Annotated in this window: 23 protein-coding genes and 1 tRNA gene; 18 read left to right on the top strand and 6 right to left on the bottom strand. The window is 70.2% G+C overall.

The window, feature by feature from the left end:
* Positions 1-63 precede the first annotated feature (63 nt).
* The 10 genes from BLV24_RS16785 (at position 64) to BLV24_RS16740 (ending at position 11,402) form a co-directional block, all read left to right on the top strand.
* Positions 64-510, top strand: coding sequence for a hypothetical protein (locus BLV24_RS16785; RefSeq protein WP_092683909.1), 447 nt, complete (start codon positions 64-66; stop codon positions 508-510).
* Positions 511-671: 161 nt separating this feature from the next.
* Complete coding sequence (locus BLV24_RS16780; RefSeq protein ID WP_092683907.1) at positions 672-1,148, top strand: Hsp20 family protein; 477 nt, start codon at positions 672-674, stop codon at positions 1,146-1,148.
* 326 nt (positions 1,149-1,474) lie between these two features.
* A complete protein-coding gene (locus BLV24_RS16775; RefSeq protein WP_092683905.1) occupies positions 1,475-3,451 on the top strand; it encodes an AMP-binding protein in 1,977 nt (658 codons plus the stop codon).
* Between the two features lie 301 nt (positions 3,452-3,752).
* On the top strand, positions 3,753-4,379 hold the full coding sequence (locus BLV24_RS16770; RefSeq protein WP_092683903.1) for a hypothetical protein: 627 nt from the start codon (positions 3,753-3,755) through the stop codon (positions 4,377-4,379).
* Between the two features lie 147 nt (positions 4,380-4,526).
* Positions 4,527-5,285 (top strand): ABC transporter ATP-binding protein, encoded by a 759-nt coding sequence (locus BLV24_RS16765; protein WP_245710629.1) that lies wholly within the window; start codon positions 4,527-4,529, stop codon positions 5,283-5,285.
* 40 nt (positions 5,286-5,325) lie between these two features.
* Positions 5,326-6,327, top strand: a complete 1,002-nt coding sequence (locus tag BLV24_RS16760) for a branched-chain amino acid ABC transporter permease (RefSeq protein ID WP_092683899.1) — start codon at positions 5,326-5,328, stop codon at positions 6,325-6,327.
* A gap of 3 nt (positions 6,328-6,330) precedes the next feature.
* Positions 6,331-7,407 (top strand): branched-chain amino acid ABC transporter permease, encoded by a 1,077-nt coding sequence (locus BLV24_RS16755; RefSeq protein ID WP_092683897.1) that lies wholly within the window; start codon positions 6,331-6,333, stop codon positions 7,405-7,407.
* A 140-nt stretch (positions 7,408-7,547) separates the two neighbouring features.
* The gene (locus BLV24_RS16750) at positions 7,548-8,837 is read left to right on the top strand and encodes an ABC transporter substrate-binding protein (RefSeq protein WP_092683895.1); all 1,290 of its coding nucleotides are present in this window, start codon (positions 7,548-7,550) and stop codon (positions 8,835-8,837) included.
* Between the two features lie 112 nt (positions 8,838-8,949).
* The gene (locus tag BLV24_RS16745) at positions 8,950-9,807 is read left to right on the top strand and encodes an ABC transporter ATP-binding protein (RefSeq protein ID WP_092683893.1); all 858 of its coding nucleotides are present in this window, start codon (positions 8,950-8,952) and stop codon (positions 9,805-9,807) included.
* 347 nt (positions 9,808-10,154) lie between these two features.
* A complete protein-coding gene (locus BLV24_RS16740; RefSeq protein WP_092683891.1) occupies positions 10,155-11,402 on the top strand; it encodes a phenylacetate--CoA ligase family protein in 1,248 nt (415 codons plus the stop codon).
* Between the two features lie 567 nt (positions 11,403-11,969).
* On the opposite strand, the gene ykgO is transcribed toward BLV24_RS16740, so the two are convergent.
* From ykgO to BLV24_RS16720, 4 genes are all read right to left on the bottom strand, one after another.
* Positions 11,970-12,095 carry a type B 50S ribosomal protein L36 gene (gene ykgO, locus BLV24_RS16735; protein ID WP_092683889.1) on the bottom strand — a complete coding sequence of 42 codons (126 nt, stop codon included), beginning with the start codon at positions 12,093-12,095 and terminating at the stop codon, positions 11,970-11,972.
* 134 nt (positions 12,096-12,229) lie between these two features.
* On the bottom strand, positions 12,230-12,877 hold the full coding sequence (locus tag BLV24_RS16730) for an SH3 domain-containing protein (RefSeq protein ID WP_092683887.1): 648 nt from the start codon (positions 12,875-12,877) through the stop codon (positions 12,230-12,232).
* A gap of 279 nt (positions 12,878-13,156) precedes the next feature.
* Positions 13,157-14,530 carry an ammonium transporter AmtB gene (locus tag BLV24_RS16725; protein WP_092683885.1) on the bottom strand — a complete coding sequence of 458 codons (1,374 nt, stop codon included), beginning with the start codon at positions 14,528-14,530 and terminating at the stop codon, positions 13,157-13,159.
* 34 nt (positions 14,531-14,564) lie between these two features.
* Complete coding sequence (locus tag BLV24_RS16720) at positions 14,565-14,903, bottom strand: P-II family nitrogen regulator (protein WP_092683883.1); 339 nt, start codon at positions 14,901-14,903, stop codon at positions 14,565-14,567.
* 745 nt (positions 14,904-15,648) lie between these two features.
* Between BLV24_RS16720 and BLV24_RS16715 the strand changes: the two genes are divergently transcribed.
* A complete protein-coding gene (locus BLV24_RS16715) occupies positions 15,649-17,694 on the top strand; it encodes a transglycosylase domain-containing protein (protein WP_092683881.1) in 2,046 nt (681 codons plus the stop codon).
* A 136-nt stretch (positions 17,695-17,830) separates the two neighbouring features.
* Complete coding sequence (locus tag BLV24_RS16710; protein WP_092683879.1) at positions 17,831-18,301, top strand: hypothetical protein; 471 nt, start codon at positions 17,831-17,833, stop codon at positions 18,299-18,301.
* Positions 18,302-18,356: 55 nt separating this feature from the next.
* Here the strand turns inward: BLV24_RS16710 and BLV24_RS16705 are convergent, their stop codons facing one another.
* On the bottom strand, positions 18,357-19,148 hold the full coding sequence (locus BLV24_RS16705) for a M48 family metallopeptidase (RefSeq protein ID WP_092683877.1): 792 nt from the start codon (positions 19,146-19,148) through the stop codon (positions 18,357-18,359).
* A 172-nt stretch (positions 19,149-19,320) separates the two neighbouring features.
* Positions 19,321-20,730 carry a polyhydroxyalkanoate depolymerase gene (phaZ, locus tag BLV24_RS16700; RefSeq protein WP_218133453.1) on the bottom strand — a complete coding sequence of 470 codons (1,410 nt, stop codon included), beginning with the start codon at positions 20,728-20,730 and terminating at the stop codon, positions 19,321-19,323.
* A gap of 391 nt (positions 20,731-21,121) precedes the next feature.
* Here phaZ and BLV24_RS16695 point away from each other — a divergent pair, with 391 nt between their 5' ends.
* From BLV24_RS16695 to BLV24_RS16670, 6 genes are all read left to right on the top strand, one after another.
* On the top strand, positions 21,122-21,472 hold the full coding sequence (locus BLV24_RS16695; RefSeq protein ID WP_092683875.1) for a TIGR02300 family protein: 351 nt from the start codon (positions 21,122-21,124) through the stop codon (positions 21,470-21,472).
* 207 nt (positions 21,473-21,679) lie between these two features.
* Positions 21,680-21,755 (top strand) — tRNA-Ala (locus tag BLV24_RS16690).
* Positions 21,756-22,327: 572 nt separating this feature from the next.
* Entirely contained in the window at positions 22,328-23,149 is an 822-nt protein-coding gene (rpsB, locus tag BLV24_RS16685) for a 30S ribosomal protein S2 (protein ID WP_092683873.1), read from the top strand.
* A 259-nt stretch (positions 23,150-23,408) separates the two neighbouring features.
* A complete protein-coding gene (gene tsf / locus BLV24_RS16680) occupies positions 23,409-24,302 on the top strand; it encodes a translation elongation factor Ts (RefSeq protein WP_092683871.1) in 894 nt (297 codons plus the stop codon).
* Positions 24,303-24,356: 54 nt separating this feature from the next.
* On the top strand, positions 24,357-25,217 hold the full coding sequence (locus BLV24_RS16675) for a hypothetical protein (protein ID WP_143040344.1): 861 nt from the start codon (positions 24,357-24,359) through the stop codon (positions 25,215-25,217).
* An 88-nt stretch (positions 25,218-25,305) separates the two neighbouring features.
* The gene (locus tag BLV24_RS16670; protein WP_092683867.1) at positions 25,306-25,743 is read left to right on the top strand and encodes a hypothetical protein; all 438 of its coding nucleotides are present in this window, start codon (positions 25,306-25,308) and stop codon (positions 25,741-25,743) included.
* Positions 25,744-25,805: the final 62 nt, after the last annotated feature.

Raw genomic sequence — 25,805 nt, 5'->3', positions numbered from 1 at the left:
CCGCCCCAGCGATTGCGTGCGCGACGCCCCCGGTCGGGGCGCGCGATGACCAGGAGTAACGTCATGCTTTTGAAGACCCTCGGCAAATATGTGCTCATGCCCACCGCCGGCATCGGAATGCTGGCGTCCTTCGGGATGTTCGATCTCGGGGAAGGCGTCGGAAAGCTGAGCGTGGACAATTCCAGTCCCGCCGCGGTGGGGGAGACCATGCTCGCCGCGCTCGAAGGTCCGCTGGAAGTGGCGCGCAAGATCGCGGCGGCGGGATCCTCGATCATCGGCGGCAGCGGCGAGCTGCCGGACTTCATGGGCAACGTGAGCTCGGCCGGCGACCTGCTGCCCTCGGGCGATTCCGTGACCTTCGGGAGCGGCGGCGCGGGCGCGGCGCCGGTGGCGGCGCGCAAGACCGTTTCGGTCCCGCAGGCGGGCGATGGCGGCCAGGCGCAGGCCAGCGCGCTGAGCGCGTCGGGCGTCGGCAAGTCCTCGCGCCCGCCGCAGGTCACGGCGGACTGAGCTTCCGTTTTCCGGAACCGCCCCGGCGCCCCTTGAACCGGGGGCGCCGGGCGCCCAGATCTCTGCCGTGGCCGCCGATTTCGGGGCCGCATCACAGCCGCCGGACCTGTCCAGATGGAAGGCCCGACCGGACATATCGCTTGGCAGAGGATATGCACCCCATGCGCAACTTCGACTTTTCGCCGCTCTATCGTTCGACCGTCGGTTTCGACCGGCTCGCCGGGCTCATGGACGCGGCCATGGCGGGCGAAACCGCCCAGCCGGCCTACCCCCCCTACAACATCGAAAAGACGGGCGAGAGCGCCTATCGCATCTCGGTCGCCGTCGCCGGTTTCCGTGAGCAGGACCTCACGGTGGAAAGCCGCGACGGCCAGCTGCTGATCGCCGGCAAGCGCGAGCCGCAGGGCGAGGGCGAGCGTCACTTCCTGCATCGCGGCATCGCCGAGCGCGCCTTCGAGCGTCGCTTCCAGCTTGCCGATCACGTGCGCCCCGTGGCGGCGCGCACCGAAAACGGCCTGCTGCATGTGGACCTGGTCCGCGAAGTGCCCGAGGCGCTGCGTCCCCGCCGCATCGAGATCGCGACCGGGCGGCACTCCGAGGCGACCGAGACCAAGGCCATCGAGGGCGCGACCGAGTAACCGCGCCCCCGTCGCGACGGCGGGGGAGGCGTCGGTTCCTCAGGCGCGGCCCCCCGCCGCTTCGACGGCCCGCGAGCGAAAGCTCGCGGGCCGTTTCGCGTTGCGCGGGAACATGATGGCCGGACTGCGGCGCCCTCTGGCGCGTGACGCGACGATCGTCTAGAAGATTCGCAAGCGTTCGAACTCGGCCGCAGGCGCAAACGCCGCGACCGTCGGGCCCGCACCCCTCTGGGAGGAGAGGCGCGGGGGGAGACCGACGGGACGGAGACCGGGGAGGGGCTCATGGCGCGCATGTCCGCGCGCCGTCTGCAGGGAGGACATCGCCGGTGAGCACCGCGCACGCGCCCGATGGCGCGCTCGATACGTTTCCGAAACTGCTCGACCACAACGCCGCGTCCCGCGGCGCCCGCCCTGCGGCGCGCGAGAAGATGTTCGGCATCTGGCAGAGCTGGACCTGGTCGGAGCTGCGCGAGGAAGCCCGCGCGCTGGCCATGGGGCTGATGGATCTCGGCCTCGCCCCGGGCGAGAGCGTGGTGGTGATCGGCAAGAACCGTCCCAAGCTTTACTGGTCGATGGTCTCGACGCAGATGTGCGGCGCCATTCCCGTGCCCGTCTACGCCGACGCCTCCGCCGAAGAGACCGCCTATGTGCTGGACCATTCCGGCGCCGCCTTCGCGGTGGTCGAGGACCAGGAGCAGGTGGACAAGCTGCTGGCCGCCAAGGAGAACGCCCCGGCGCTGCGCGAGATCGTCTATCTCGACGCCCGCGGCCTGCGCAAATACGACCACACGACCCTGCATCCGATGGCGGATATCGAGGCCCGCGGCCGCGCCGCCGCCGCCGCGCTGGGCCCGAAGATCGACGCCATCTGCGCCGCCCAGACCGGCGCCGACACCTGCGTGATGCTCTACACCTCGGGCACCACCGGGCGGTCCAAGGGCGTGGTCCTGTCCAACGACAACATCATCAAGACCGCCCGCGCTACGGTGGCCTTCGACAAGCTGACCGACACCGACGACGTGCTGGCCTATCTGCCGATGGCCTGGGTCGGGGATTTCATCTTCTCCATGGGCCAGGCCTATGTGGCGGGCTTCTGCGTGAACTGCCCCGAGGGGCCGGACACGATGATGGCCGACCTGAAGGAGATCGGGCCGACCTATTACTTCGCGCCCCCGCGGATCTTCGAGACGCTGCTCACCGACGTCTCGATCCGCATGGAGGACGCCGGGCCGCTGAAAAAGCGGATGTTCGACTATTTCATGGCCCATGCCCGCAAGGTCGGGGCCGACATCCTCGACGGCCGGCCGATGTCGGGCGGGGACAAGGCCAAATACGCGCTGGGCGAGTTCCTGATCTACGGGCCGCTGAAGAACGCGCTGGGCCTGTCGCGCATCCGCGTCGGCTACACGGCGGGCGAGGCGGTGGGGCCGGAGATCTTCCAGTTCTACCGGGCGCTGGGCATCAACCTGAAGCAGCTCTACGGCCAGACCGAGGCCTCGGTCTTCATCACCATTCAGCCGGACGCCGAGGTCCGCGCCGACACGGTCGGCGTGCCCGCGCCGGGGGTGGAGATCCGCATCGCCGAAAATGGCGAGATCTTCTACCGCTCCCCCGGCGCCTTCGTGGAATACTACCGCAATCCCGAAGCGACCGCCGAGACCAAGGACGCCGAGGGCTGGGTGGCCACCGGCGACGCGGGCTATATCGAGGAGGCCTCGGGCCACCTCAAGATCATCGACCGGGCCAAGGACGTGGGCAAGATGGCCGACGGCAGCCTGTATGCGCCCAAGTATGTGGAGAACAAGCTCAAGTTTTTCCCGGCGATCCTCGAAGTCGTGCTGTTCGGCGCCGACCGCGAGAGCTGCACGGCGATGATCAACATCGACATGACCGCGGTCGGCAACTGGGCCGAACGCAACAACGTCTCCTACGCCTCCTATCAGGAGCTGGCCGCGCATCCGCAGGTCTACGCCATGATCCAGGGGCATGTGGAGGAGGTGAACGCCGATCTCGCCTCCGACCCCATGCTGTCGGGCTGCCAGATCTCGCGCTTCCTGGTCCTGCACAAGGAGCTGGACGCCGATGACGGCGAAATCACCCGCACCCGCAAGGTCCGCCGCCGCTTCGTGGCGGAGCGTTACGCGGCGCTGATCGCGGCGCTCTACGACGGGTCGCCGACGGTCTACGCCTCGGTCGAAGTGACCTATGAGGACGGGCGCAAGGGCGAGATCAACGGCACGCTGGAGATCCGGGACGCCAAGGTGTTCCCCCCCACGGGCGCCGGCCAGGTCGCCGCCGAATGATCCGCGCCGCCGCCGCTATGGCCGCCGCTCCCGCGCGGGGCGGCGACGCCGGCCTGCGCCGGGACGCGGGCGCCTGCGCGCGCGGGGCGGTCATTGCGCCGCGACCGGAGCGTTTCGCTGATAATTCGGTTCAGCCGGGCGCTCGCATCCGGTATTCTGCACGTGTTCAGTCGACGCCGTCGCGGCGCCGGCCCTGTGGCCTCGTCCTTGCGGCGGGGCGGGGCGCCGGTCCGCGCGGGGTCGGTCGCGTTTTCGCGGTCCCGTCCAAGCCGGCGGCGGCCGCTGGCTTCGGAGTATCGTGATGCCGCCTGTCTCCCGCATCCTCGCCATTCTGCCGCGTCGTCGCGCGCCGGGTCTGCTCGCGCTTTGCGCGCTGGCCGCCGGGCTCGGCGCGTTCGTCCCCGGCTCGGCCCGCGCCGGCTATGTGGAGGACGAGTGGTTCAACTACGCCATGGACCGCTGCGCCACGCCGATCATGAACGCCCAGCCGCTGGTCACCGACGGCCTGACCAAGCTCTCGACGCTGGAGGCCAACCGCATCGACGTGCGTTCGGGCGGCGACGTGTGGACCAGCCCCGCCGGCTGGATCCGGGTGATCCCGATGACCGTGGAGATCGAGGGCGAGACCTTCAAGGGCTGCCGCATCGGCTACCCGGACGAGATCTGGACCTCGGTGAACTTCAACATCACCCAGCTCCGCGACAAGTTCGAAAGCTGGATCGCCAACAACGTGTCGAACCGCGAGTTCCGCGACATCGACTGCCAGTTCGGCGCCCGGGTCTACGCCCGCAAGATCAAGACCCGGTCCGAGGTGCGGCCCGGGGTGCAGGTCTCCATCGTCATGGAGATCGGCGAGAACGACAGCTTCGTTTTCTTCGCCGCGGTCGAGGAGCCGGTCGGCGTTGGGGAATGCCTGAATGAGAGTTGACACACGCGCCGGCGCCCGCCGCCCGCGCGGGCGCCAGGGGGAGGCCGAATGAGCATTCACGCCGCCGAAGCCGCGAAGGACGATGCGTCCTACGCGGCGCAGGAAGAGGCTCACGGGATCGAACCGCGCCGCGTCGGCGACGTGGTGATGGAGATGAAGAACATCACGCTGCGCTTCGGCGGCGTGACCGCGATCAAGGACATCTCCTTCGATGTCCGCGAGCATGAGATCCGCGCCATCATCGGTCCGAACGGCGCGGGAAAGTCCTCGATGCTCAACGTGATCAACGGGTTCTACCACCCGCAGGAAGGCGAGATCTGGTTCCGCGGGGAGAAGCGCGGACCCATGCGCCCGCACGAGATCGCCCATCAGGGCATCGCGCGCACCTTCCAGAACATCGCGCTGTTCAAGGGCATGTCGACGCTCGACAACATCATGACGGGCCGCATGACCCTGATGAAGTCGAACTTCTGGCAGCACACGTTCTGGAAAGGCGGGGCCGAGCGCGAGGAGGTCGAGCATCGCCGCCGGGTCGAGGAGATCATCGACTTCCTGGAGATCCAGGCGATCCGCAAGACCCCCGTGGGCCGTCTGCCCTACGGCCTCCAGAAGCGGGTGGAGCTGGGCCGGGCGCTCGCCGCCGAGCCCAAGCTGCTGCTGCTGGACGAGCCGATGGCCGGCATGAACGTCGAGGAGAAGGAGGACATGTGCCGCTTCATCCTCGATGTGAACGACGAATTCGGCACCACCATCTGCCTGATCGAACATGACATGGGAGTGGTCATGGACATCGCCGACCGGGTGGTGGTGCTCGATTACGGGCGCAAGATCGGGGACGGGACCCCCGATGAGGTGCGCTCCAACCAGGACGTGATCGACGCCTATCTCGGCGTGTCGCACGACTGATCTTTCTTCAACGCGATCCTGACAGGGAGGGGACCGCGGCATGGGCGTCGGACTGCTCAACACCATCGAGGTGATCCTGAACGGCCTGATGACCGGCGTGATGTATTCGCTGGTCGCGCTGGGCTTCGTTCTGATCTTCAAGGCCTCGGGCATCTTCAACTACGCGCAGGGGGTCATGTCGCTCTTCGCCGCGCTGACGCTGGTCGGCTTCCAGAGCGGGCAGATCCCGTTCGCGGAGCTGATCAACGCGGTGTTCGGCACCGACGTGCACCATTTCGGCTTCACCATGCCGGCGATCCTCGCGACGCTGTGCGCGCTGGCGGTGATGGTGCTGTTCGCCATCATCGTGGAGCGGCTGATCCTGAAGCACCTGGTCAACCAGGAGCCGATCATCCTGTTCATGGCCACCATCGGGCTCGCCTATTTCCTCGAAGGGTTCGGGGACATGATGTGGGGCTCGGACATCAAGACGATGGACCTGGGGCTGCCGCAGGGCGGGTCCTTCTGGTTCGAGGACGTGACCAAGACCTGGGCGGCCGAGGGCTCGGATTACTGGGGCATGTATGTCGACGTGCTCGACGTGATCGCGGCCTCCGTCGCGATCTGCCTGGTGATCGCGCTGACCCTCTTCTCCCAGTACACCAAGACCGGGCGGGCGCTGCGCGCGGTGGCCGACGATCACCAGGCCGCGCTCTCGGTCGGGATCTCGCTGCGCTACATCTGGGTGGTGACCTGGGCGATCGCGGGCCTGGTCGCGCTGGTCGCGGGGTCGATGTGGGGGGCCAAGTCCGGCGTCCAGTTCTCGCTCTCGCTGATCGCGCTCAAGGCGCTGCCGGTGCTGATGCTGGGCGGGTTCACCTCGATCCCCGGCGCCATCGTCGGCGGCATGATGATCGGCGTGGGCGAGAAGCTGTTCGAATTCTACGTGGGCCCGATGGTCGGCGGGGCGACCGAGAACTGGTTCGCCTATGTGCTGGCGCTGGTGTTCCTGGTGTTCAGGCCGCAGGGCCTGTTCGGCGACAAGATCATCGAGAGGGTCTGACCGATGCTTTACCGTGAGGCCGGCGACTTCAAGACGACGTATGCCGACGACGCCCAGACCTTCCCCATCGCCTTCGACCGCTGGCGCTATTACGCCATCCTGATCGTGGCGGCGGTGATCATCCCGCTGGTGATCGACAGCTACTGGGCCAAGTCGATCATGGTGCCGTTCCTGGTGTTCTCCATCGCCGCGATGGGGCTGAACATCCTGACCGGCTATTGCGGGCAGGTCAGCCTGGGGACCGGCGGGTTCATGGCGGTGGGGGCCTACGCCTCCTACAAGCTGATGACCGCCTTCCCGGAGCTGAACATCTTCTTCGTGGTGCTGCTTTCGGGCGGGGTCACGGCGCTGGTGGGGGCGGCCTTCGGCCTGCCGTCGCTGCGCATCAAGGGGTTCTACCTGGCGGTGGCGACGCTCGCCGCCCAGTTCTTCCTGGTGTGGCTGTTCAACAAGGTGCCGTGGTTCTTCAACTACTCCGCCACCGGCCAGATCACCGCGCCCGAGCGCACGGTGTTCGGGATCGCGGTCACCGGCCCCTCGGTGCCGGCCTACGCGTCCTACCTGTTCTGCCTCGCCTTCGTGGTGCTGCTGGCCTGGCTGATGCGCAACCTGACCCGCGGCAAGGTCGGGCGGCAGTGGATGGCCATCCGCGACATGGACATCGCCGCCGAGATCATCGGCGTGCATCCGCTCAAGACCAAGCTCATCGCCTTCGCGGTCAGCTCCTTCTACGTGGGCGTGGCGGGGGCGCTGTTCTTCTCGGTCTATCTCGGCGCCGCCGAGCCGACGGAGGCCTTCGGCATCCAGCAGTCCTTCCTGGTGCTGTTCATGATCATCATCGGCGGCCTGGGGTCGATCTTCGGCTGCTTCGCCGGCGCGGCCTTCATGATCATGCTGCCGGTGCTGCTGAAGAACGTCATGGCCGGCGCGCTGGGCTGGGACACGACGCTCGCCACCCATTTCGAGTTCATCATCGTCGGCGGCCTGATCATCGTGTTCCTGATCCTGGAGCCGCACGGGCTGGCCCAGCTCGCCCGCCTGATGAAGGAGAAGCTGCGCCTGTGGCCCTTCCCGCACTAGGGTGAGGCCGCCGCCGCGCGCGGCGACGAACACGGCGGGGCCCGCGCCTGGGAGGGGGCCGGCCCGCGCCCCAATCACTCGGACCCCGGAGCCAACCGGGGCGCGACACCCGAATTCGGACGACTCAAGGGAGGCTTGAAATGAGACTGTCCACCATCGCCGCAATGGCCGCGACCGCCATGATGACGGCGGGCCCCGCGCTCGCGGATCTGACGATCCCGCTGCTCAGCTACCGCACCGGCGCCTACGCGCCCTCCGGCATTCCCTATGCCGACGGCTTCACCGACTACATGACCCTGCTCAACGAGCGTGACGGCGGCATCGGCGGCGTCCCGGTCAACGTTCTGGAATGCGAGACGGGCTACAACACGCAGAAGGGCGTGGAGTGCTACGAGGCGACCAAGGGCGACGGCTCGCTGATCTACATCCCGCAGTCCACCGGCATCACCTACCAGCTGATCCCCAAGGCCACGGCCGACGAGATCCCGGTGCATTCGGTGGCCTACGGGCGGACCTCGGCCGTCAACGGCAAGGTGTTCCCCTGGGTGTTCATCAATCCGGGCACCTACTGGGACGCCGCCTCGATCATGATCAAGTACGCGCTTGAGCAGGAGGGCGGCAGCCTCGAAGGCAAGAAGATCGCGCTGGTCTACCACAACTCCGCCTATGGCAAGGAGCCGATCCGCACGCTGCAGGAGCTGGGCAAGAAGCACGGCTACGAGCTGACCGAGCTGGCCGTCGACCATCCGGGTCAGGAGCAGAAGTCCCAGTGGCTGCAGATCCGGCGCGAGCGTCCGGACTACGTCTTCATGTGGGGCTGGGGCGTGATGAACCAGGTCGCCATCCAGGAGGCCGCCAACATCCGCTTCCCCATGGAGAAGTTCATGGGCGTGTGGTGGTCCGGCTCCGAGGGCGACGTGGTGCCGGTGGGCGACGGCGCCGATGGCTACAAGTCGGTGACCTGGCACGCGCCGGGCAAGGACTTCCCGGTCTTCGACGACATCCAGAAGCATGTGGTCGACGCCGGCAAGGCGGCGGGCGACGGCTCCAAGATCGGCGAAGTCGGCTATGACCGCGGCCTCTACACCGCCGTGCTCGTGGCCGAGGCGATCCGCATCGCGCAGGAAGCCACCGGCGGCGGCGAGATCACCCCGGCCGACATGCGCGACGCCTATGAGGCGCTGGGCATCACCGACGAGCGCTGGACCGAGCTGGGCCTGCCCGGCTTCGCCCCGGCCTTCCAGAACTCCTGCGAAGACCACGGCGCGCCGCATATGGGCGCCATGCAGCAGTGGGATGCGAAGGCCAAGAAGTGGACCCTGGTGTCCGACTTCATGGAGCCCGACTACGACGTCGTGAACCCGCTGATCGAAGAGGACTCGATGGCCTTCGCCGCCGAGAACAACATCACCCCGCGCACCTGCGAGTGATCCGACCCGGGCGGGGGCTTCGCGGCCCCCGCCCCTTCCGAACCACGCCCGCCATTCCCGCCGGGACGGGCCGCCCTGCGCGCCCCCGGCCAGAAAGGGACTTCGACGCCAGATGACCGACGCCGCCATCGCCGAGCCCCCCGTCTCCACCCCCGCCGATCCGGCAAAGGGAGAGCCGCTGCTGCAGGTCTCGAATGTCGAGGTCATCTACAACCACGTGATCCTGGTGCTGAAGGGCGTCAGCCTGACCGTTCCCAAGGGCGGCATCACCGCCATCCTGGGCGGCAACGGCGCCGGCAAGACCACCACGCTCAAGGCGATCTCCGGCCTGCTCAAGTCCGAGCGCGGCGAGGTCACCAAGGGCCGCATCCTGTATCGCGGCGCCGATGTCGCCGCCCAGGACCCGGCCGAAGGCGTGAAGCGCGGCCTGATCCAGGTGATGGAAGGCCGGCACTGCTTCGAGCATCTGACGGTGGAGGAGAACCTTCTCACCGGCGCCTACACCCGTTCCAACTCCGCGGACGTGAAGCGCGACCTGGAGATGGTCTACGAATATTTCCCCCGCCTGAAGGAACGCCGGACCTCGCAGGCCGGCTACACCTCGGGCGGCGAGCAGCAGATGTGCGCCATCGGGCGGGCGCTGATGTCCCGGCCCGAGACGGTGCTGCTGGACGAGCCGTCCATGGGCCTTGCGCCGCAGCTGGTGGAGCAGATCTTCGAGATCGTGAAATCGGTGAACGAGCAGGAGGGCGTGACCTTCCTGCTGGCCGAGCAGAACACCAACGTCGCCCTGCGCTACGCTCATTACGGCTACATCCTGGAAAACGGCCGGGTGGTGATGGACGGCGAGGCCAAGGCCCTGCGGGAGAACCAGGACGTCAAGGAATTCTACCTCGGCATGTCCGACCAGGGCCGCAAGTCGTTCCGCGACGTGCGCTCCTACCGCCGCCGCAAGCGCTGGCTGAGCTGACGCCGTGATCGTCGCGCCCGGCGAGCCCGCTGCGGCGGCGCCGGTCGCGGGCGGGGCTGCGCGTCCGGCCTTTCCGGCGACGAACCCGGCGCGGCGCGGGGCGGGGCCTTCGCGCCCGCCGGTCCGCAGGGCGCCGAAGGACGGCGACGCCGCCCTGCGGACGCGGCCGCGCCGTCCCGGGCTCGGTTTCCAGCCGTCCTGAAGCGGGCGGAGGGGGAGGACGCTCGCCGCCCTGCGCGGGGCCGAAGCCACGCTGCGCCGCGGCCGCCCGGCTCCCGCGCGCGCCGAGACCGAACCGCATCCCGTTCCCCGATCCGACACCCCCGATCCGACACCGGAGAGACGTCATGACCGAAGGCTATTTCGACGCCCTCGAAACCCGCTCCGCCGACCAGCGCGCCGCCGATCTCGCGGCCGAGCTTCCGGCGCTGATCGCCCATGCCAAGGCCGCCGCTCCGGCCATGGCAGCGCATCTCGACGGCGTCGACCCGGCGACCGTCACCGGGCCGGACGCGCTGGCCGGCCTGCCGGTGCTGCGCAAGTCCGCGCTGGGCGAGAAGCAGAAGGCCGCGCCCCCGTTCGGCGGTTTCGCCACGCTGGCGCCGAGCGGCTTCCGCCATGTCTTCCAGTCCCCCGGCCCGATCTACGAGCCGGGCGGCGGGGCGCGGGACTGGTGGCGGATCGGGCGCTTTCTCAACGCCATCGGCATCGGCGCGGGAGACCTGGTGCAGAACTGCTTCTCCTACCACCTGACCCCGGCGGGCATGATGTTCGAGAACGGCGCCGCCGCGGTGGGCGCCGCTGTGCTTCCCGCAGGCACCGGGCAGACGGAACTGCAGGCCCGCGCCATGGCCGATTGCGGGGTCACCGCCTATTCGGGCACGCCGGATTTCCTGAAGGTGATCCTGGACAAGGGCGATGCGCTGGGCCTGGACCTGAGCCGGGTGAAGCGCGCCGCGGTCGGGGGCGGGGCGCTGTTTCCGTCGTTGCGGGCGGAATACGCGGATCGCGGCATCGCCTGCTACCAGAGCTACGGCACCGCCGATCTGGGCAATATCGCGCATGAGAGCCCGGGCCCCGACGGCTCGGTCGAGGGGATGATCGTCGACGAGGGCGTGATCGTGGAGATCGTGCGCCCCGGCACCGGCGACCCGGTCCCGGCGGGGGAGGTCGGCGAGGTGGTGGTGACCACGCTGAACCGCGACTACCCGCTGATCCGATTCGCCACCGGGGACATGTCGGCGGTGCTGGCGGGGACTTCGCCCTGCGGGCGCACCAACATGCGCATCAAGGGCTGGATGGGCCGCGCCGACCAGACCACCAAGATCAAGGGCATGTTCGTGCGGCCCGAGCAGGTGGCCGAGCTGGTGAAGCGCCATCCGGAGATCCAACGCGCCCGCGTGGTGGCCGGGCGCGACGGAGAGCAGGACTCGATGAAGGTGCTGATCGAGACCGAGGCCGGCGAGGGCTTCGCGGCCGCCGCGGCGGACAGCGTGGCCGCGGTGCTCAAGCTCAAGGGCGCGGTGGAGCTGGTGGCGCCGGGCAGCCTGCCCAATGACGGCAAGGTCATCGAGGACACCCGCACCTACGGGTGACGCCAGGCGGCGGGCTACCTGACCGGCCGCAGGCGCCTGACCTGACCGGGCGCGACCTGACCCGCGCAGATCACGCGCCGCGGCCGGTCCGGCGCATCCGGGGCGCCGGGCCGGGGGGAAGCGCGGGCCGGAGGCCGGGGACGCGGGTTGAAACCCGCCCTACGGGCCGGGCGCGGAATGCGGGGCGCCTGCGAGCCCGCCTTGCGCGCGCCCCGTCCCCACGCGGGGGCGCAAGGCTCGGAAAGCCGGCTCACCCGTCCGGCGCGTCCCGGGCCACCGGCGCCGGGGCCTCGCCCAGCAGGCGGTCCAGCAGCCTGTCGGCCCATCGCTCGACATCGAACATCGCGAACAGCGTCATGGCGATCGCCCCCCTTCCTCACTCACCCGCGGCGCAGTCTGCGCGGGCGAGGTTGGCGAAAGGTCAATGCGCGGGGGCTGGTTCCGCGCAATTGCGCAGGTCCGCGGCGCGCCCGCCCATGCGAAAGGGGCCGCGCCCATGCGAGCGCGGCCCCTTTCCATTCCATCGACCCGCCCCCTGCGTCTTGCGAAGGGGGCCGGCGCGCGTCCTCAGCCCTGGCGGGCCTTGAAGCGGCGCTGGGTCTTGTTGATCACGTAAACGCGGCCCTTGCGGCGAACGACGCGGCAGTCCGCGTGGCGCTGCTTCAGGGACCGCAGCGAGTTCTTGATCTTCATCGTTGCGTCTCCTGCGGCGCCACGCCGGGCGCCTCATCTCGGCGAGGTGAATTCGGAGCCGTGTCCATAGCGAAGCCCCGGAGGAGTCGCAAGGGGCCCGAGGCGCTTTCCGCCATGCTTTCCCGGCGCCGCGTCTATTCGACCGCCAAAGCGCCGGGCGCGGGGCGGCAGCAGCCGGAATACCAGCGGGTTTCGTCGCCCTCGATGACGATCAGGGCGCCGCGCCCCAGCACCGGCGCGTCGATCATGGCGTCGCGGCACTGCGTCTCCTCATAGGCGAGCAGCACCTGCGCGCCGTGCCCGCCCTTCGCCTGGATCAGCCCGTAGGGCCGGCCCTCGGCCTTGGGGATGGAGACGATGGGCAGGGTGCGGTCGGGCTCGCCGGGGGCGGTCAGGGTCAGCGCGCCATCCGCCCAGCGCGCGCCCCAGAACGGCTCGACGCCCCCGCAGGCGCCGGCGACGGGCAGGCGGTGGTCGTCCAGGGTCTCGAACTTCGCGGGGGCGAGGAAGCGGCTGGCGGTCCATCCCTCCAGCTCCCCCGAGGCGACGCGCGTCCACTCGACGGAGCTTCGCGCGGTCTCTCCGCTGGAGACGACGAGGGCGCCGGGGGAAAGCGCGCCCAGCACGCGGGCGTCGCCGTCGGGCGCCTCGCGCACGTTCAGCACATCGCCCGCGGCGACGCCGGTCACGACGACCCAGGACAGGCCCTCGGCGCGGGCATGGGGGAGGGGGCCGAGCAGAAGGGCGGCGGCGGCGAGCGCGGCGCGGAGAAGGGCGGGCATGGGGCGGGATCCTGACGCGATACGGAGGAAGCTTCGAAGGGCCCCCGACCCTGCCGCGGCGAAGCGCGCGCGGTCAACGCCGCGCCCGGAGCCCCGGCGCCCGGCGCCCGGAGCTCCGGCGAAAAAAAGGCCCGGCGCCCGCGTCGAAGCGGAGGCCGGGCCGTGAAGTGAGGGCGCCAGGCGCCCCGGGGAGGACCGGCGGGACCCCGGTGAGGGGACCCGCCGCCGATGGGTCGGCCCGGGGCGGCTTGGCGCGCCCCCTGGCCGTAGTCGTGCGGATCAGGAGATCTGCGAGCCCTTGCCGAACTCGGGATAGGCCTCCATGCCCAGCTCGGCGCTGTCGAGACCGGCGATCTCGTCCTCGGCCGACACGCGGATGCCCATGACCATCTTCAGGATCAGCCAGACCACCAGCGAGACCGCGAAGACGAACACGCCGACGATGACGATCGAGATGACCTGGCCGCCGATGGTGGCGTCCGAGTTGGTCAGCAGCACCGCGAGGGTGCCCCAGATGCCGCAGAACAGGTGCACCGGGATGGCGCCGACCACGTCGTCGATCTTCATGCGGTCCAGCATCGGGACGGCGAAGACGACGATCACGCCGCCGACGGCGCCGATGATGGTCGCCATGCCCAGCGTGGGGGTCAGCGGCTCGGCGGTGATCGAGACCAGGCCGGCCAGGGCGCCGTTGAGCACCATGGTCAGGTCGATCTTGCCGTAGACCACCTGGGTCAGGATCATCGCCGCGATGGCGCCGCCGGCGGCCGCGGTGTTGGTGTTGACGAAGATGCGGGACACGTCCGCGGCGTCGCCGACCGAGCCCAGGGCGAGCTGCGAGCCGCCGTTGAACCCGAACCAGCCCAGCCACAGGATGAAGGTGCCCAGCGTGGCCAGCGGCAGGTTGGAGCCCGGGAACGGCGTGACGCGGCCGTCCTTGTACTTGCCCAGGCGCGGCCCGAGGATCAGGGCGCCGGCCAGCGCGGCCCAGCCGCCCACCGAGTGCACCACCGTCGAGCCGGCGAAGTCCAGGAAGCCGTACTGGCTGTCCAGGAAGCCGCCGCCCCATTTCCAGGAGGCCTGGATCGGGTAGATGAAGGCGGTCAGGATCACGGTGAAGATCAGGAACGGCCACAGCTTGATGCGCTCGGCCAGGGTGCCCGAGACGATCGAGGCGGTGGTCGCGCAGAACATCAGCTGGAAGAAGAAGTCCGAGCCGGTGGTGGCGTAGGACAGGTCGTCGGCCTCGGCGGCGCCGACGCCCACGGCTTCCATCACCGCGACGCCGAAGGCGCCCAGGTAGCCGCCGGTGTCATCCGTGCCGATGGACCAGGCGCCCAGCGGGTACATCAGGTTGTAGCCGATCAGGTAGTAGAAGATCGCGGCGATGGCGAAGAGCGCGATGTTCTTGGTCAGCTGCATGGTGACGTTCTTGGTGCGCACCAGGCCGGCTTCGAGCATGGCGAAGCCCGCGGCCATGAACATCACCAGGAAGCCGGCGATCAGGAACAGAAGCGTGTTGAAGACGAACACGGACTGCTCGGGCACCGCGCCCGCGACGGGCGCCTCGGCATCCTGAGCCAGCGCGGGAAGCGCCAGCGCCACGGCGGCGCCGAGCGCCAGTCCCGCGGATTTCAGAAAGATACGGTTCATATCGTTGCGATCCCTCTTTGTACGTTGGCTGGGCTCAGAGCGCGTCTTCGCCGGTCTCGCCGGTGCGGACGCGGAGCGCCTGCTCGACGTCCAGCACGAAGATCTTGCCGTCGCCGATCTTGCCGGTCTTGGCGGTGGAGGCGATCGTCTCCACGGTCTTGTCGACGGCGGCGTCGGGCACGACGATCTCGAGTTTGATCTTCGGCACGAAGTTCACGACGTATTCGGCGCCGCGATAGATCTCGGTGTGACCGGACTGACGTCCGTAGCCCTTGACCTCCGAGACCATGAGACCCTGCACGCCCGCGGAGGTCAGCGCTTCGCGGACCTCTTCGAGCTTGAAGGGTTTGATGACGGCGATGATCAGCTTCATCCTGCGTCCCCGTTAGTGACTGTGTGCGGTTGCATCGACCCCGGTTATTCAAGGCGCGTGCCAACTTTCGAATTCGGGCGCGTCGCCGCGGTTTTCGTAAGGGCGCCGCGTCGGGACGCCGCGCCCGCCGCCTGCGTCGCCCCGGGGTGGCCGGAGGCCCGCCCGCCAGAGTCGCGGCCCGGCGGGCGCCCGAGGCTGGCGAGGACGACCGGGGCAGGCAAAAGGCGCCCAAAAAATCAGCAAAAGCCCTGCGCGATTAATTCGCATGAACTGGATACAATTGGTTCGAGCCGCGATGGACTGACATCGCCCCCGCGCCAACGCCCTCCGCGTCGGGACGTTTCAGGCCGCGGACGCCGCTGCGCCCCTCCTCCACTCCTCCCCTTCCTTCCACGGCCGGGCGCCGCTGCGGCATCGCCCCCTCATCGTCGGCGCGTCTCCACATCCTCGCCCCATTGCTCTAGTCTGGTGGCGTCACAGTCCGCACGAGCAGGCGGGCCCGGAACCGAACCCGAACACAAGTCAGAAGAGACCGAGGGGCGTGGCGCGAAACAGGAATGACAAGGGCCGGCGAGAGCCGCCCGCGACCCGTCGCGGCGTCGCGTCTCCGACCACGAGCGGCGGCGCGAGCAAGCGCGCGCCCTCGCGCCCGACCACCGGCAAGGCCAAGCCCGTCGCCCGTCGCAAGCCGGCGGCATCGCGCAGGCGGGGGGGCGGCAAGCGGGGCGGCGGCGGCCGTGGAGGCATGGGCTGGATCGACCGCGCCGCCCGCGGGCTCGTGCTTTTCATCGCGCGCTGGACCTGGCTGGTCGGCTCGCGGCTGGCGCTGGGGTTGCTGCTGGTGCTCGGCGTCTCGGTCGCCTGGTTCTACCAGAGCCTGCCGCCCGCCTCGGACCTGCTCGACGGCCGGGCCCGCGGCTCCGTCACGCTGGTGGATCGCGACGGCGAGGTTTTCGCCTGGCGCGGCGACCAGTTCGGCGGGGCCCTGCGCGCCACCGAAATGTCGCCCCACCTGATCCACGCGGTCATCGCCACCGAGGACCGGCGTTACTTCGATCATTGGGGCGTCGACCCGATCGGCCTGGCCCGCGCCATGGCCGCCAATCTCGCCGCCGGCCGGCTGGTGCAGGGCGGCTCGACGCTCACCCAGCAGACCGCGAAGAACGTGTTCCTGACCTCCGAGCGTTCGGTCGAGCGCAAGCTCAAGGAACTGCCCATGGCGATGGCCATGGAGCTGAAATACACCAAGGACGAGATCCTCTCGGTCTATCTCAACCGGGTCTATCTGGGCGCCGGCGCCTACGGGTTCGAGGCCGCCTCGCAGCGCTATTTCGGCAAGTCCGCCCGGCAGGTGAACCCTGCGGAAGCGGCGATGCTGGCCGGGCTGCTCAAGGCCCCGTCCCGCTACGCGCCGACCTCCGACCTTCAGCAGAGCCGGGCGCGGGCGTCGCTGATCGTGGGGCTGATGGAGGACCAGGATTACCTGACCGCCGAACAGGCGGCGCAGGCCCGGGCGCATCCCGCCGCGCTGTCCAAGGCCGCCGAGGACCGGGCGGGCGGCGGCTTCGCCGACTGGCTGATGACCTCCGGCCCCGGCTGGCTGACCCGCGACACCACCGAGGACGTCACCATCCGCACCACGTTCGACCGGCGCGCCCAGAGGATCGCCGAGGCGGCGCTGGCGCGGGTCTTCGAGGAGAAGGTGCGCGAAGGTTCGGACGCCCAGGCGGCGGTGGTGGTGATGACCCCCGACGGCGCGGTGCGCGCCGTGGTCGGCGGGCGCGACGTGTCGGGAACCGGCGGGCAGTTCAACCGCGCCACCCAGGCGCTGCGCCAGACCGGCTCGGCCTTCAAGCCCATCGTCTACGCCGCGGCGCTGGAGGCCGGACGCTCCCCCGCCGACCGGGTGCGGGACGAGCCGATCACCATCAAGGGCTGGACCCCGCAGAACTACCGGAACGAGCGCTTCGGCCCGATGACCCTGACCGACGCGCTGGCCCGCTCGGTCAACACGGTGGCGGTGCGCACGGCGGTGGAGACCGGCCTGCCCGAAGTGCGCGACATGGCGCGCGCGATGGGCGTGACCTCGCCGCTGGCGCCGGGGCCGGCGATCGCGCTGGGCACGTCGGAGGCGACGCTGCTGGACATGACCGGCGTCTACGCGACCATCGCCGATCACGGGAAGCGGGCCGAGCCCTACGGGATCGAGAAAGTCACCCTGCGCGGGGACGACATGCCGTTGATGACCCATGCGAAGGGATCCGGCCTGACCGCGATGTCGGAGCGGACCGCGCGGCGGCTGACCGGGATGATGTCCCAGGTGATCGAGCGCGGCACCGGACGGCGCGCCAGCCTGGGCGAGCGTCCGGCGGCGGGCAAGACCGGCACCACCCAGGCGGCGCGCGACGCGTGGTTCATCGGCTTCACAGCCGACTATGTTACGGGCGTGTGGATGGGGTATGATGACAACACGCCGCTCTCGGGTGTGACGGGCGGGGGGCTGCCCGCTGAAATTTGGCGCGAAGTGATGCTGGACCTTCACGTCAACCTTCCGATACGTCCCCTTGACATGGAAGCGCCGGCCGATGCATCGGGTGCCGGTTCCGGCCCGATCGCGTCGCGCGGCGACGACGACGGCCCGGCCGCGATCCGCGACGCCGCGGACAGCGTCGGGAATGCGGTCGGCGGGCTGCTCGCCGGCGTGGCGCGCCTGTTCGGCGGGTCCGGAGGAGGGGGCGGAGCGGAAGCGCCGCCGCCGCCTCAGGACAGGAACGAGCTCAACAAGCGTTGAGCGCACAAGATTTTCAGCGCCGGGTCGGGGGACCTTGGCGGCAACGAATCAGACGCGATTTTGTGGGGGTGAACGTCGGGATGATCGAGCGCAGCGAGGCGCGGACGGCAGGTCCGCATTCGGCCGAGGCGACCACGTGAACGACGACCGGAGCGAAGCCGAGGGCGGCGGCCGTCAGGTCGCCCGCATCGCCCAGCGTCCGAGCACGCGGGACAAGCGCCGCAATCGCCGTCGCAAGAGCAAGTACCGCAAGAAGCTGGTGTCGCTGCCGCATTTTCTGGTGGCGCTGATGTTCCTGCTCGGCGTGGGCTTCGTCCTGGCTCTGGCCAAGGGCGCCGCCAGCAGCGGGGACCTCACGGTTCAGAGCATCGACACCCAGCGGCTCTCCGACCTCAACCTGCCCGGCGTGGCGCCGTCGCAGGCCCGACGCCCGCTGGGGACCCTGCAGTTCCTGGTCTGGGGCTACCTGTTCGGCACCCCCCTTCTGTTCGCGCTGCAGCGCGCCTTCTACTGGCGCAGCATGATGATCGGGGCGCAGTATTTCTCGATCACCGCGCTGGCCGTCTGGCTGGTGCTGGTCTGCGTGGTCGCCGTCACCTCGATCTGATCTCCGGATCGCGTCGCCCCTCCGGCGCCCGGCGTCGGGGCGCCGGAGGGGCGTGTCAGGAGGCGGGCGGGGCGAACCGCACCCGGTGCAGTTCCGGCCCGTGCCGCCGCAGCCAGTCGCGGCACTCCCGCCAGTCGGGGCGCAGCCCGTCCACCAGCGCCCAGAAATCCGGGCCGTGGTTCATCTCCACCAGGTGCGCCGCCTCATGCGCGGCCACGTAGTCCAGCACGTCCGGCGGCGCCATCGCCAGCCGCCAGGAGAAGGACAGCGCCCCCGAGGACGCGCAGGACCCCCAGCGGGACCGCGTGTCGCGCAGGGTGATGGGCCCGGCCTCGCGCCCCAGCCGGGCGGCGTAGGCGCGGGCGGCGGGGACCAGCTCGGCCCGCGCGGTCTCCTTCACGAAACTCATCGCCCGCTGCGGGGCCTCGGCGGCGGGGCCGGAGACCATCAGCCGCCCGTTCTCCAGCGTCGGCGCGCGGCGCGGGCCGGACGGGCGCAGGGTCAGCACCACCGAGCCGCCGCGGAAGGGCAGGGCGCGGCCGGGGGCCACCACCCGCTCGGGCGGGACCCGGGCCATGGCGGCCTCCAGCCAGCCGGCCTGGCGGGTCAGGAAGTCCAGCGCCTCGGCCACGGAGGCGCGCTGGGGCAGGGTCAGGTGCGGCGCGCCGTCGACCCGGCTGACGGAGAGCGTGAAGCGTCGGGCGCGGGCCGAGCGGCGCAGCGCCACGCGCACGCCGGGCGGGTCGAGGAACAGCGCCTCCTCCTTCCGGGCTTCGGTCGCGGGGCGGGCGCCGGGGCGGGTGTCGGGGCGCGCGGCGGCCGCGGCGGCGCGCGCCAGCGCCGCCATCCGTCCCCCGATTCCGCCCGCGCCGGATCGCGCCAACCGCGTCCCCTCCTGGTTCGTCCCGGCTCGTCCCGGCGCGTGCGCGCGCCGTCCGGTCGTTCGCCCCTGATGCCGCGCGCGCCCGCGCCTGTCCAGCGGTCGCCGGCGCCGCTGCCCACGCGGCCGGTCGCGGGGATCAGCCCGCGGCCGCCCCCGCCCCCGTTTCCGTCCCGGCGTCCGCCCCCGTTTCCGTCCCGGCGTTCGGCCCCGTTTCCGTCCCGGCGTCCGCCCCCGTTTCCGTCCCGGCGTCCGCCGGGGCCCGGCCCCGCGCGGGAATGCGCTGGGCGTGGATGAAGTCGCGCACGCGCGGCGCCGTGCCCGTCCGCCAGCGCGAGCCGTTGAACAGGCCGTAATGCCCGACCTCCTCGACCGTGAGATGCGCGCGCATCGCGTCGGGCAGGGCGGCGCAGAGGTCATGGGCGGCCCGGGTCTGGCCGGGGCCGGTGATGTCGTCGCGCCCGCCCTCCAGCGTCATCAGCGCGATGTCGCGGATCGCCTCGGGCCGCACGGGCCGCGTCTCCCGGTGCCGGTAGAGCCCCCGCGCCAGCAGCCGACGGCGGAACACCCGGTCGAGTGTCTGCAGGTAGAACTCGGCGGTCAGGTCCATCACCGCCAGGAATTCGTCGTAGAACCGCCGATGCGCCGCGTCGCCGTCGCCATCCCCCCGGATCAGGTGGCGGAAATGGTCCATATGGGCGTCCACATGCCGGTCGAGGTTCATCTGCATGAAGCCCGAGAGCTGCAGGAACCCCGGATAGACCCGCCGCAGGAAGCCCGGATTGGGCCAGGGCACGGTGACGATGGCGTTCCGCTCGAGCCAGGACGCGCTGTGCGAGGCGATCAGCCCCGCCGCCGCCCTGGGGTTGCGCGCCACGTCGATGGGGGAGCCCATCAGCACCAGCGAGGCCGGGCGCGCCGGATCGTCGTCCTCGGCCATCATCGCCGCGGCGGCGAGCGCCGGCACGCCCGCCTGGCTGACCGCGAGCAGCGCCGGCCGTTCCCGCGTCACGTCGCCGTCGGCGTCGCTGGCGATCATCCGGCAGAAGGCCATCAGCGTCTCGGTGCAGTCGTCCATGTCGAAGGCGCCGGCGGCGACGGGCACGTTGCGGGCGTCGCGCCAGTCGGTGATGTAGACGTCATGATGCGGGGCCAGCGCCTCCACCGTGCCGCGCAGCAGCGTGGCGAAGTGCCCGGACAGGGGCGCCGCGATCAGCAGCGGCGGGTCGCGCCGGGCCTCGGCCGCAGGGTGGTCGCGGTGGAAATGCACCAGGTCGCAGAACGGGGTCGAGGCGACGGTCCGCTGGATGATCGGCGCGGTCTCGTCCCCCTCCATGCCGTCGAGCCGGGTCGAGGTCAGGCCGAATTCCGGTTTGCCGTAGCGGGCGGTGGCGTTGACGAAGACCTGCAGGGCCGCGGCGCCGGCGCGGGCCGGAAAGCTGGCGGCGCAGGGGTTGAGCGGCGCGGTCAGGGCCTGGCGACCCAGCCGTGCCGCGGCGCGCCAGGGGGCGACGGCGGCATGGGCGAACTCGTAGGCGTGGTAGAGCATGCGGTTTCCATGGCCGGGCCGCGCCGCGGAAGACGGGCGAGGCGCTGCCGGAAGGCGCCGGACGCGCGAGGCGGCCGCGGCGGGAGGATGAACGCTAGTCCCGGGGACGCGGCGCGGCAAGCGCCGGGAGGCGCCGACGGCGCCCCGTCGCGCGGTTTCGGGACGAAACCCTGCGGTTCGTCGGAACCTGTCGCCGGAAAGCCTCGGGCGGGCGCGGGCGGGCGCCTCCGGAAAGCGTTTCCGCAGCGCGTCGAAAGGGGGCGCGGGCCGCGAAAGCGGGGGGCGCGGGCGGGCCGCGGGCCGGGCGCGGCCGCGCGTGAGCCCTTGCGTGGGGCGGAATCATGTGGCAGAGGCGCGCATTCCCGCAGACTTGCCGCCTTGGAGGGTCCCCATGGCCAAACCTGAATGGGGCGCGAAGCGAAGCTGCCCGAGCTGCGCCGTCCGCTTCTACGATCTGCTCCGGGATCCCGTCGCCTGCCCGAGCTGCGGCGCGAGTTTCCCGCTTTCCGCGCTGACCGAGCGCAAGCCGGCCGCGCCCTCGCGCGCCAAGGCCAAGCCCGAGAAGGCGGCCGCGGCCGCCGTCGTGGCCGACAGCGGCGACGCGCTGATCGACGACGATGACGACTCGGAAGAAGACGCCGTGGTCGACGACGTGCTGCTCGACGACGATGACGACGACGATGATGACGATCTCAGCGATCTGGGCGCCGTCGCCGGCGAGAAGGACGATGAGGAGACCTGAGATCGGGGCGACCTGATTTCGGGCGCCGCGCCCGCCTCGCCCCTGCGGGGCCGGGGCGCGGCGCGGCGAAGGACGCGCGCCGGGGCGGCGCGCGGGGCCGGAAAACGGCGGAGCGAGGCGGGTGAAATTTCCCTCTTGCAACCCGCCGGAGCCTGGCCTAGACACCGCCCCACGCCGCCGGAGACACCAGAGCCGGCGCGGGAGAATGGGGCCATAGCTCAGCTGGGAGAGCGCTTGCATGGCATGCAAGAGGTCGGGAGTTCGATCCTCCCTGGCTCCACCATCTCCCCCTTTCCTTCCTCAGGGTTGAACGATTAGATGGCCTGACGCGGCGCCCCGCGGTCGGGTCTTTTCGCGTTTCCCCGAGGGCGCGCCGGGCCGTATGGGCCGCCGCGCGGCCCTCGTCGCGGCTTCGCCCCGACATCGCCCCGCCCTGCAGCCCTCGGGGCCGCGCTCCGGGCGGGGCGGGCGAATCAGAGTCCCCCCGCAGGAAGAGGCGCCGCCTCGGTCTTTCGCGGCGGCTCTTTCGGGTGAAAGCGCCTGACGGGGAAGGCGGGCCCCTCTCCGCCGCGCGGATAGGACGGGGACGGTCGGGCGGGGCGATGCGACGCGCAGCGGCGCGAGGGCCGCCCCGTCCGTCCCGAAGCGTCCTCCCCCTTTCTCCCCCCTTTCCCCCTCCCTCCCTCCCCCCTCGCCGGGTTCGTCCGGGCTTGCCTTCCGTCCCGGCCGCGTGTAGAGGCCGCGCACGTAATCCGCATGCGGGGTTCGGGCCGGACGGGGAGACATCCCGCGCCGGTCCTCCGGTTGGGCGCACGCCCTCACCCCCGCAGAGGCTGAAACCGGAAAGGAAACGGAATGGCTCTGCCGGAATTCTCCCTGCGCCAGCTGCTTGAAGCTGGCGTCCACTTCGGTCACCAGACGCATCGCTGGAACCCGAAGATGGGCCCGTACATCTACGGCGACCGCAACGGCGTCCACATCATGGACCTCACCCAGACGGTCCCGCTGCTCGACGCCGCGCTGCAGGCGATCCGCGACACCGTCGCCAAGGGCGGCCGGGTGCTGTTCGTCGGCACCAAGCGCCAGGCCCAGATCCCGCTGGCCGAGGCCGCCGAGCGCTGCGCCCAGTACTACATGAACCACCGCTGGCTGGGCGGCACGCTCACCAACTGGAAGACCGTGTCGAACTCGATCGACCGTCTGCGCAAGCTGGACGAGACCTTCGACAGCGGCGCCGAGGGCTTCACCAAGCGCGAGCGCCTGAGCCTCGAGCGTGAGCGGAACAAGCTCAACGCCTCGCTGGGCGGCATCCGCGAGATGGGCGGCGTTCCCGACCTGATCTTCGTGATCGACACCAACAAGGAGCAGCTGGCGATCGCCGAGGCGAACAAGCTCGGCATCCCGGTGGTCGCGGTGCTCGACACCAACTCGGATCCCTCGGGCATCGCCTTCCCGATCCCGGGCAACGACGACGCCTCGCGCGCCATCACGCTCTACTGCGATCTGGCCGCGCGCGCCGCGCTGGACGGCATGGCCGCCGCGATGGGCGAGTCGGGCTTCGATCTCGGCGAGATGGAAGAGCTGCCGATGGAAGAGGCCCTCGAGGAGGTTCCGGCCGAGACCGCCGAGACCCCCGCCGAGGCCGAAAAGCCCGCCGAGACCCCGGCCGAGGCCTGATGCGATCCCGCGCCGCGCGGGGCCTCCGGCGCAGCCGGACCCCGCGCGGCGCGATCCGAAGACCTTTCGACACGACATTTCGATGACGCCCGTTCCGCTTGACGCGACGGGCCTCGCCGCCCAGACAGCCCCCGGCGGAGCCCGGGTCCCGCGCCGCCGCCGCCCGACGACCTGAACCCGCGGGTTCAGGGAAGACGGGCCGGACGACCAGGGGCCCCACCGCGCGCCGGCAGGCGTCAGGACCGATAGGAGAAACCCGATGGCGATCACCGCTTCGATGGTGAAGGAACTCCGCGACCAGACCGGCGCGGGGATGATGGACGCGAAGAAGGCCCTGGTCGAGAACGACGGCGACATGGAGGCCTCGGTCGACTGGCTGCGCGCCAAGGGGCTGGCCAAGGCCGCCAAGAAGGCCGGCCGCGTGGCCGCCGAGGGCCTGGTGGCCGTCGCCTCCGAGGGCGGCAAGGGCGTCGCGGTCGAGGTGAACTCCGAGACCGACTTCGTCGCGCGCAACGCCGAGTTCCAGGCGATGGTCTCGGGCATCGCCCAGGCCGCGCTGGGCGTCGCCGACACCGAGGCGCTGCTGGCCGCCGACATGGGCGGCAAGTCCGTCGCCGACACCGTCTCCGCCAAGATCGGCACCATCGGCGAGAACATGTCGGTGCGCCGGATGGCGAAGCTCGAGGGCGACGTTGTGGCCTCCTATGTCCACAACGCCGTCGCCGGCGGCATGGGCAAGATCGGCGTTCTGGTCGCGATGACCGGCTCCGACGCCGCGGCGATGGAGACCATCGGCAAGCAGGTCGCCATGCATGTGGCCGCGACCAACCCGGCCTCGCTGTCCGAGGCCGACCTGGACCCCGCGCTGGTCGAGCGCGAGAAGCAGGTGCTGACCGACCAGGCCCGCGAGTCGGGCAAGCCGGACAACGTCATCGAGAAGATGATCGTCGGCCGTCTGAACAAGTTCTTCCAGGAGGTCTGCCTGCTGAAGCAGACCTTCGTGATCAACCCGGACCTGACCGTCGAGAAGGCGGTCGCCGAGGCCGGCGCCGACATCAAGATCGTCGGGTTCGCCCGCGTCGAGGTCGGCGAGGGGATCGAGAAGGAAGAGGAAGACTTCGCGGCCGAGGTCGCCAAGGCCGCCGCCGGCTGATCGCCGGGCGCCTTCCAAAGACGAGATGCGCACACTAAGTGAATGGCGGGCCGATTGGCCCGCCATTTTCATTTTGGTGTTTCGATGGACAAGGCGATGCTGGAGAAGCGGTTGCGTCAGGCGCACGCGAAGCTGTTGCGCGCGCATGACCACCTGCGAGAAGCTTCATTTCACTTCCAGAACTACAGAGCAGAGCTGCTCAAGGCGACAGGCGGAGACGGCGGGCTGGCGTTGCGTGCTGGCGGTATCCGGTTCGACGGGCCAACCCTGAACCCCGCCCTTTTGTCGCTGGCCATTGGCGATGCCGTTCAGTGCGGGCGCGCCGCCCTCGACTATGTCTCGTCCGCCATTGTCGCCGCGGACGGCAAACGTGGTCGAGCCTCATTCCCGATCTCAGAGGACGCGAATGACCTGGAAGCCAAAGTCTCCGGCAAGAAAAAGCTCCCCGAGCTGAGGAAGGTAATCGCCGCGCTTCCGGCGATGGAGGCTTTGCTGAGGGACAAGTTCAAGCCTTACCCGGAGGGAAATCGCCTTATCTGGGGGCTCGGGAAGCTGGCGAACCTGGACAAGCACAATCTCATTCTGCTGTCGGTCGCTCAGTCAGTCGCGCAAGCTCCGGAGGTGCTTGGGACCGGCTTTCACATGAAGAATGTCGGCTTCATCGGGCAGCCCGGCTCCCGTCAGGTGCTGATCTCCGACCTTCCAGCCGACGCCGCGTTCGTGGGCAAGCCGTTTCAATCGTTGGAACTGGTCTTTTCTCCTGAGGTCGAACCCTTTGGTGGTCAGGGAGTCTTCGCCATGCTGGGGCCTTGCTTTCTGGAAGTCTGCAATGTGATCCGCGAAGTCGAGCGGGCCTCCGGACTGGTGCGCATACCGCTTGAGACAGAGGGCAAGCTTTCATCGCCGTTAGCTTGAGCGGGCCCGATGGTCAGCGCCGGCCCGCCCAGGCGCCGCCTTCAAATCGCCGCGTGACTTCCGGGGCGGCGGCTTTACGCTGGGGCGCATGAAACATATCGCGCGCACGACCCTGGCCGCCCTCGCGGCCCTCGCCCTCTCCGCCTGCCTGCCGACGGAGACCGAGCCGCTCAAGGCGCAGCCGGGCGGGGGCGAGCCGCGGGTGAACCGCCAGGACAACGGCGCCTACACGGTGCGCTACACCAATGGCTGCATCGTCACCTACAACAAGGATGGCCGGCGCTCCGGCTCCCAGGCCTGCCGGGCGGGCCAGGTCGAAAAGGCCGACGCCGCCGTGCAGGCCGACGCGAAGTCGCGCGGGGGCGGCGGGCTCAAGGTTCACAAGCTGAAAGGCGGCGCCTCACGCGTGACCTTCGACGACGGCTGCGTGGTGACCTACAACAAGAAGGGCCGGCGCTCCGGCTCCCAGGGCTGCCATTCCCGGCAGGTCGCGCGCGCCGACAAGGCGATCCAGCAGGGCGCCTGATCCGGAACCCCGGACCGAAGGCCGCGCGCGGGCGGTGCGCGCGCGGGTCGGAGCGGCGGCGT

Origin of the sequence: Albimonas donghaensis (assembly GCF_900106695.1) — a bacterium.
Classification (GTDB): Bacteria; Pseudomonadota; Alphaproteobacteria; order Rhodobacterales; family Rhodobacteraceae; genus Albimonas; species Albimonas donghaensis.
Note: the sequence above shows the minus strand (reverse complement) of the source record. Positions and strands in the feature narration are given on the sequence as shown.

What these genes read in the sequence shown, in the direction of transcription:
- BLV24_RS16745 (WP_092683893.1), top strand. Translation starts at nt 8,950, where the DNA reads ATGACCGACGCCGCCATCGCCGAGCCCCCCGTCTCCACCCCCGCCGAT.
- rpsB (WP_092683873.1), top strand. Translation starts at nt 22,328, where the DNA reads ATGGCTCTGCCGGAATTCTCCCTGCGCCAGCTGCTTGAAGCTGGCGTC.
- BLV24_RS16780 (WP_092683907.1), top strand. Translation starts at nt 672, where the DNA reads ATGCGCAACTTCGACTTTTCGCCGCTCTATCGTTCGACCGTCGGTTTC.
- BLV24_RS16760 (WP_092683899.1), top strand. Translation starts at nt 5,326, where the DNA reads ATGGGCGTCGGACTGCTCAACACCATCGAGGTGATCCTGAACGGCCTG.
- BLV24_RS16695 (WP_092683875.1), top strand. Translation starts at nt 21,122, where the DNA reads ATGGCCAAACCTGAATGGGGCGCGAAGCGAAGCTGCCCGAGCTGCGCC.
- BLV24_RS16755 (WP_092683897.1), top strand. Translation starts at nt 6,331, where the DNA reads ATGCTTTACCGTGAGGCCGGCGACTTCAAGACGACGTATGCCGACGAC.
- phaZ (WP_218133453.1), bottom strand. Translation starts at nt 20,730, where the DNA reads ATGCTCTACCACGCCTACGAGTTCGCCCATGCCGCCGTCGCCCCCTGG.
- ykgO (WP_092683889.1), bottom strand. Translation starts at nt 12,095, where the DNA reads ATGAAGATCAAGAACTCGCTGCGGTCCCTGAAGCAGCGCCACGCGGAC.
- BLV24_RS16720 (WP_092683883.1), bottom strand. Translation starts at nt 14,903, where the DNA reads ATGAAGCTGATCATCGCCGTCATCAAACCCTTCAAGCTCGAAGAGGTC.
- BLV24_RS16785 (WP_092683909.1), top strand. Translation starts at nt 64, where the DNA reads ATGCTTTTGAAGACCCTCGGCAAATATGTGCTCATGCCCACCGCCGGC.
- BLV24_RS16705 (WP_092683877.1), bottom strand. Translation starts at nt 19,148, where the DNA reads ATGGCGGCGCTGGCGCGCGCCGCCGCGGCCGCCGCGCGCCCCGACACC.
- BLV24_RS16740 (WP_092683891.1), top strand. Translation starts at nt 10,155, where the DNA reads ATGACCGAAGGCTATTTCGACGCCCTCGAAACCCGCTCCGCCGACCAG.
- BLV24_RS16715 (WP_092683881.1), top strand. Translation starts at nt 15,649, where the DNA reads ATGGGCTGGATCGACCGCGCCGCCCGCGGGCTCGTGCTTTTCATCGCG.
- BLV24_RS16750 (WP_092683895.1), top strand. Translation starts at nt 7,548, where the DNA reads ATGAGACTGTCCACCATCGCCGCAATGGCCGCGACCGCCATGATGACG.
- BLV24_RS16725 (WP_092683885.1), bottom strand. Translation starts at nt 14,530, where the DNA reads ATGAACCGTATCTTTCTGAAATCCGCGGGACTGGCGCTCGGCGCCGCC.
- BLV24_RS16770 (WP_092683903.1), top strand. Translation starts at nt 3,753, where the DNA reads ATGCCGCCTGTCTCCCGCATCCTCGCCATTCTGCCGCGTCGTCGCGCG.
- BLV24_RS16765 (WP_245710629.1), top strand. Translation starts at nt 4,527, where the DNA reads ATGGAGATGAAGAACATCACGCTGCGCTTCGGCGGCGTGACCGCGATC.
- BLV24_RS16730 (WP_092683887.1), bottom strand. Translation starts at nt 12,877, where the DNA reads ATGCCCGCCCTTCTCCGCGCCGCGCTCGCCGCCGCCGCCCTTCTGCTC.
- BLV24_RS16670 (WP_092683867.1), top strand. Translation starts at nt 25,306, where the DNA reads ATGAAACATATCGCGCGCACGACCCTGGCCGCCCTCGCGGCCCTCGCC.
- tsf (WP_092683871.1), top strand. Translation starts at nt 23,409, where the DNA reads ATGGCGATCACCGCTTCGATGGTGAAGGAACTCCGCGACCAGACCGGC.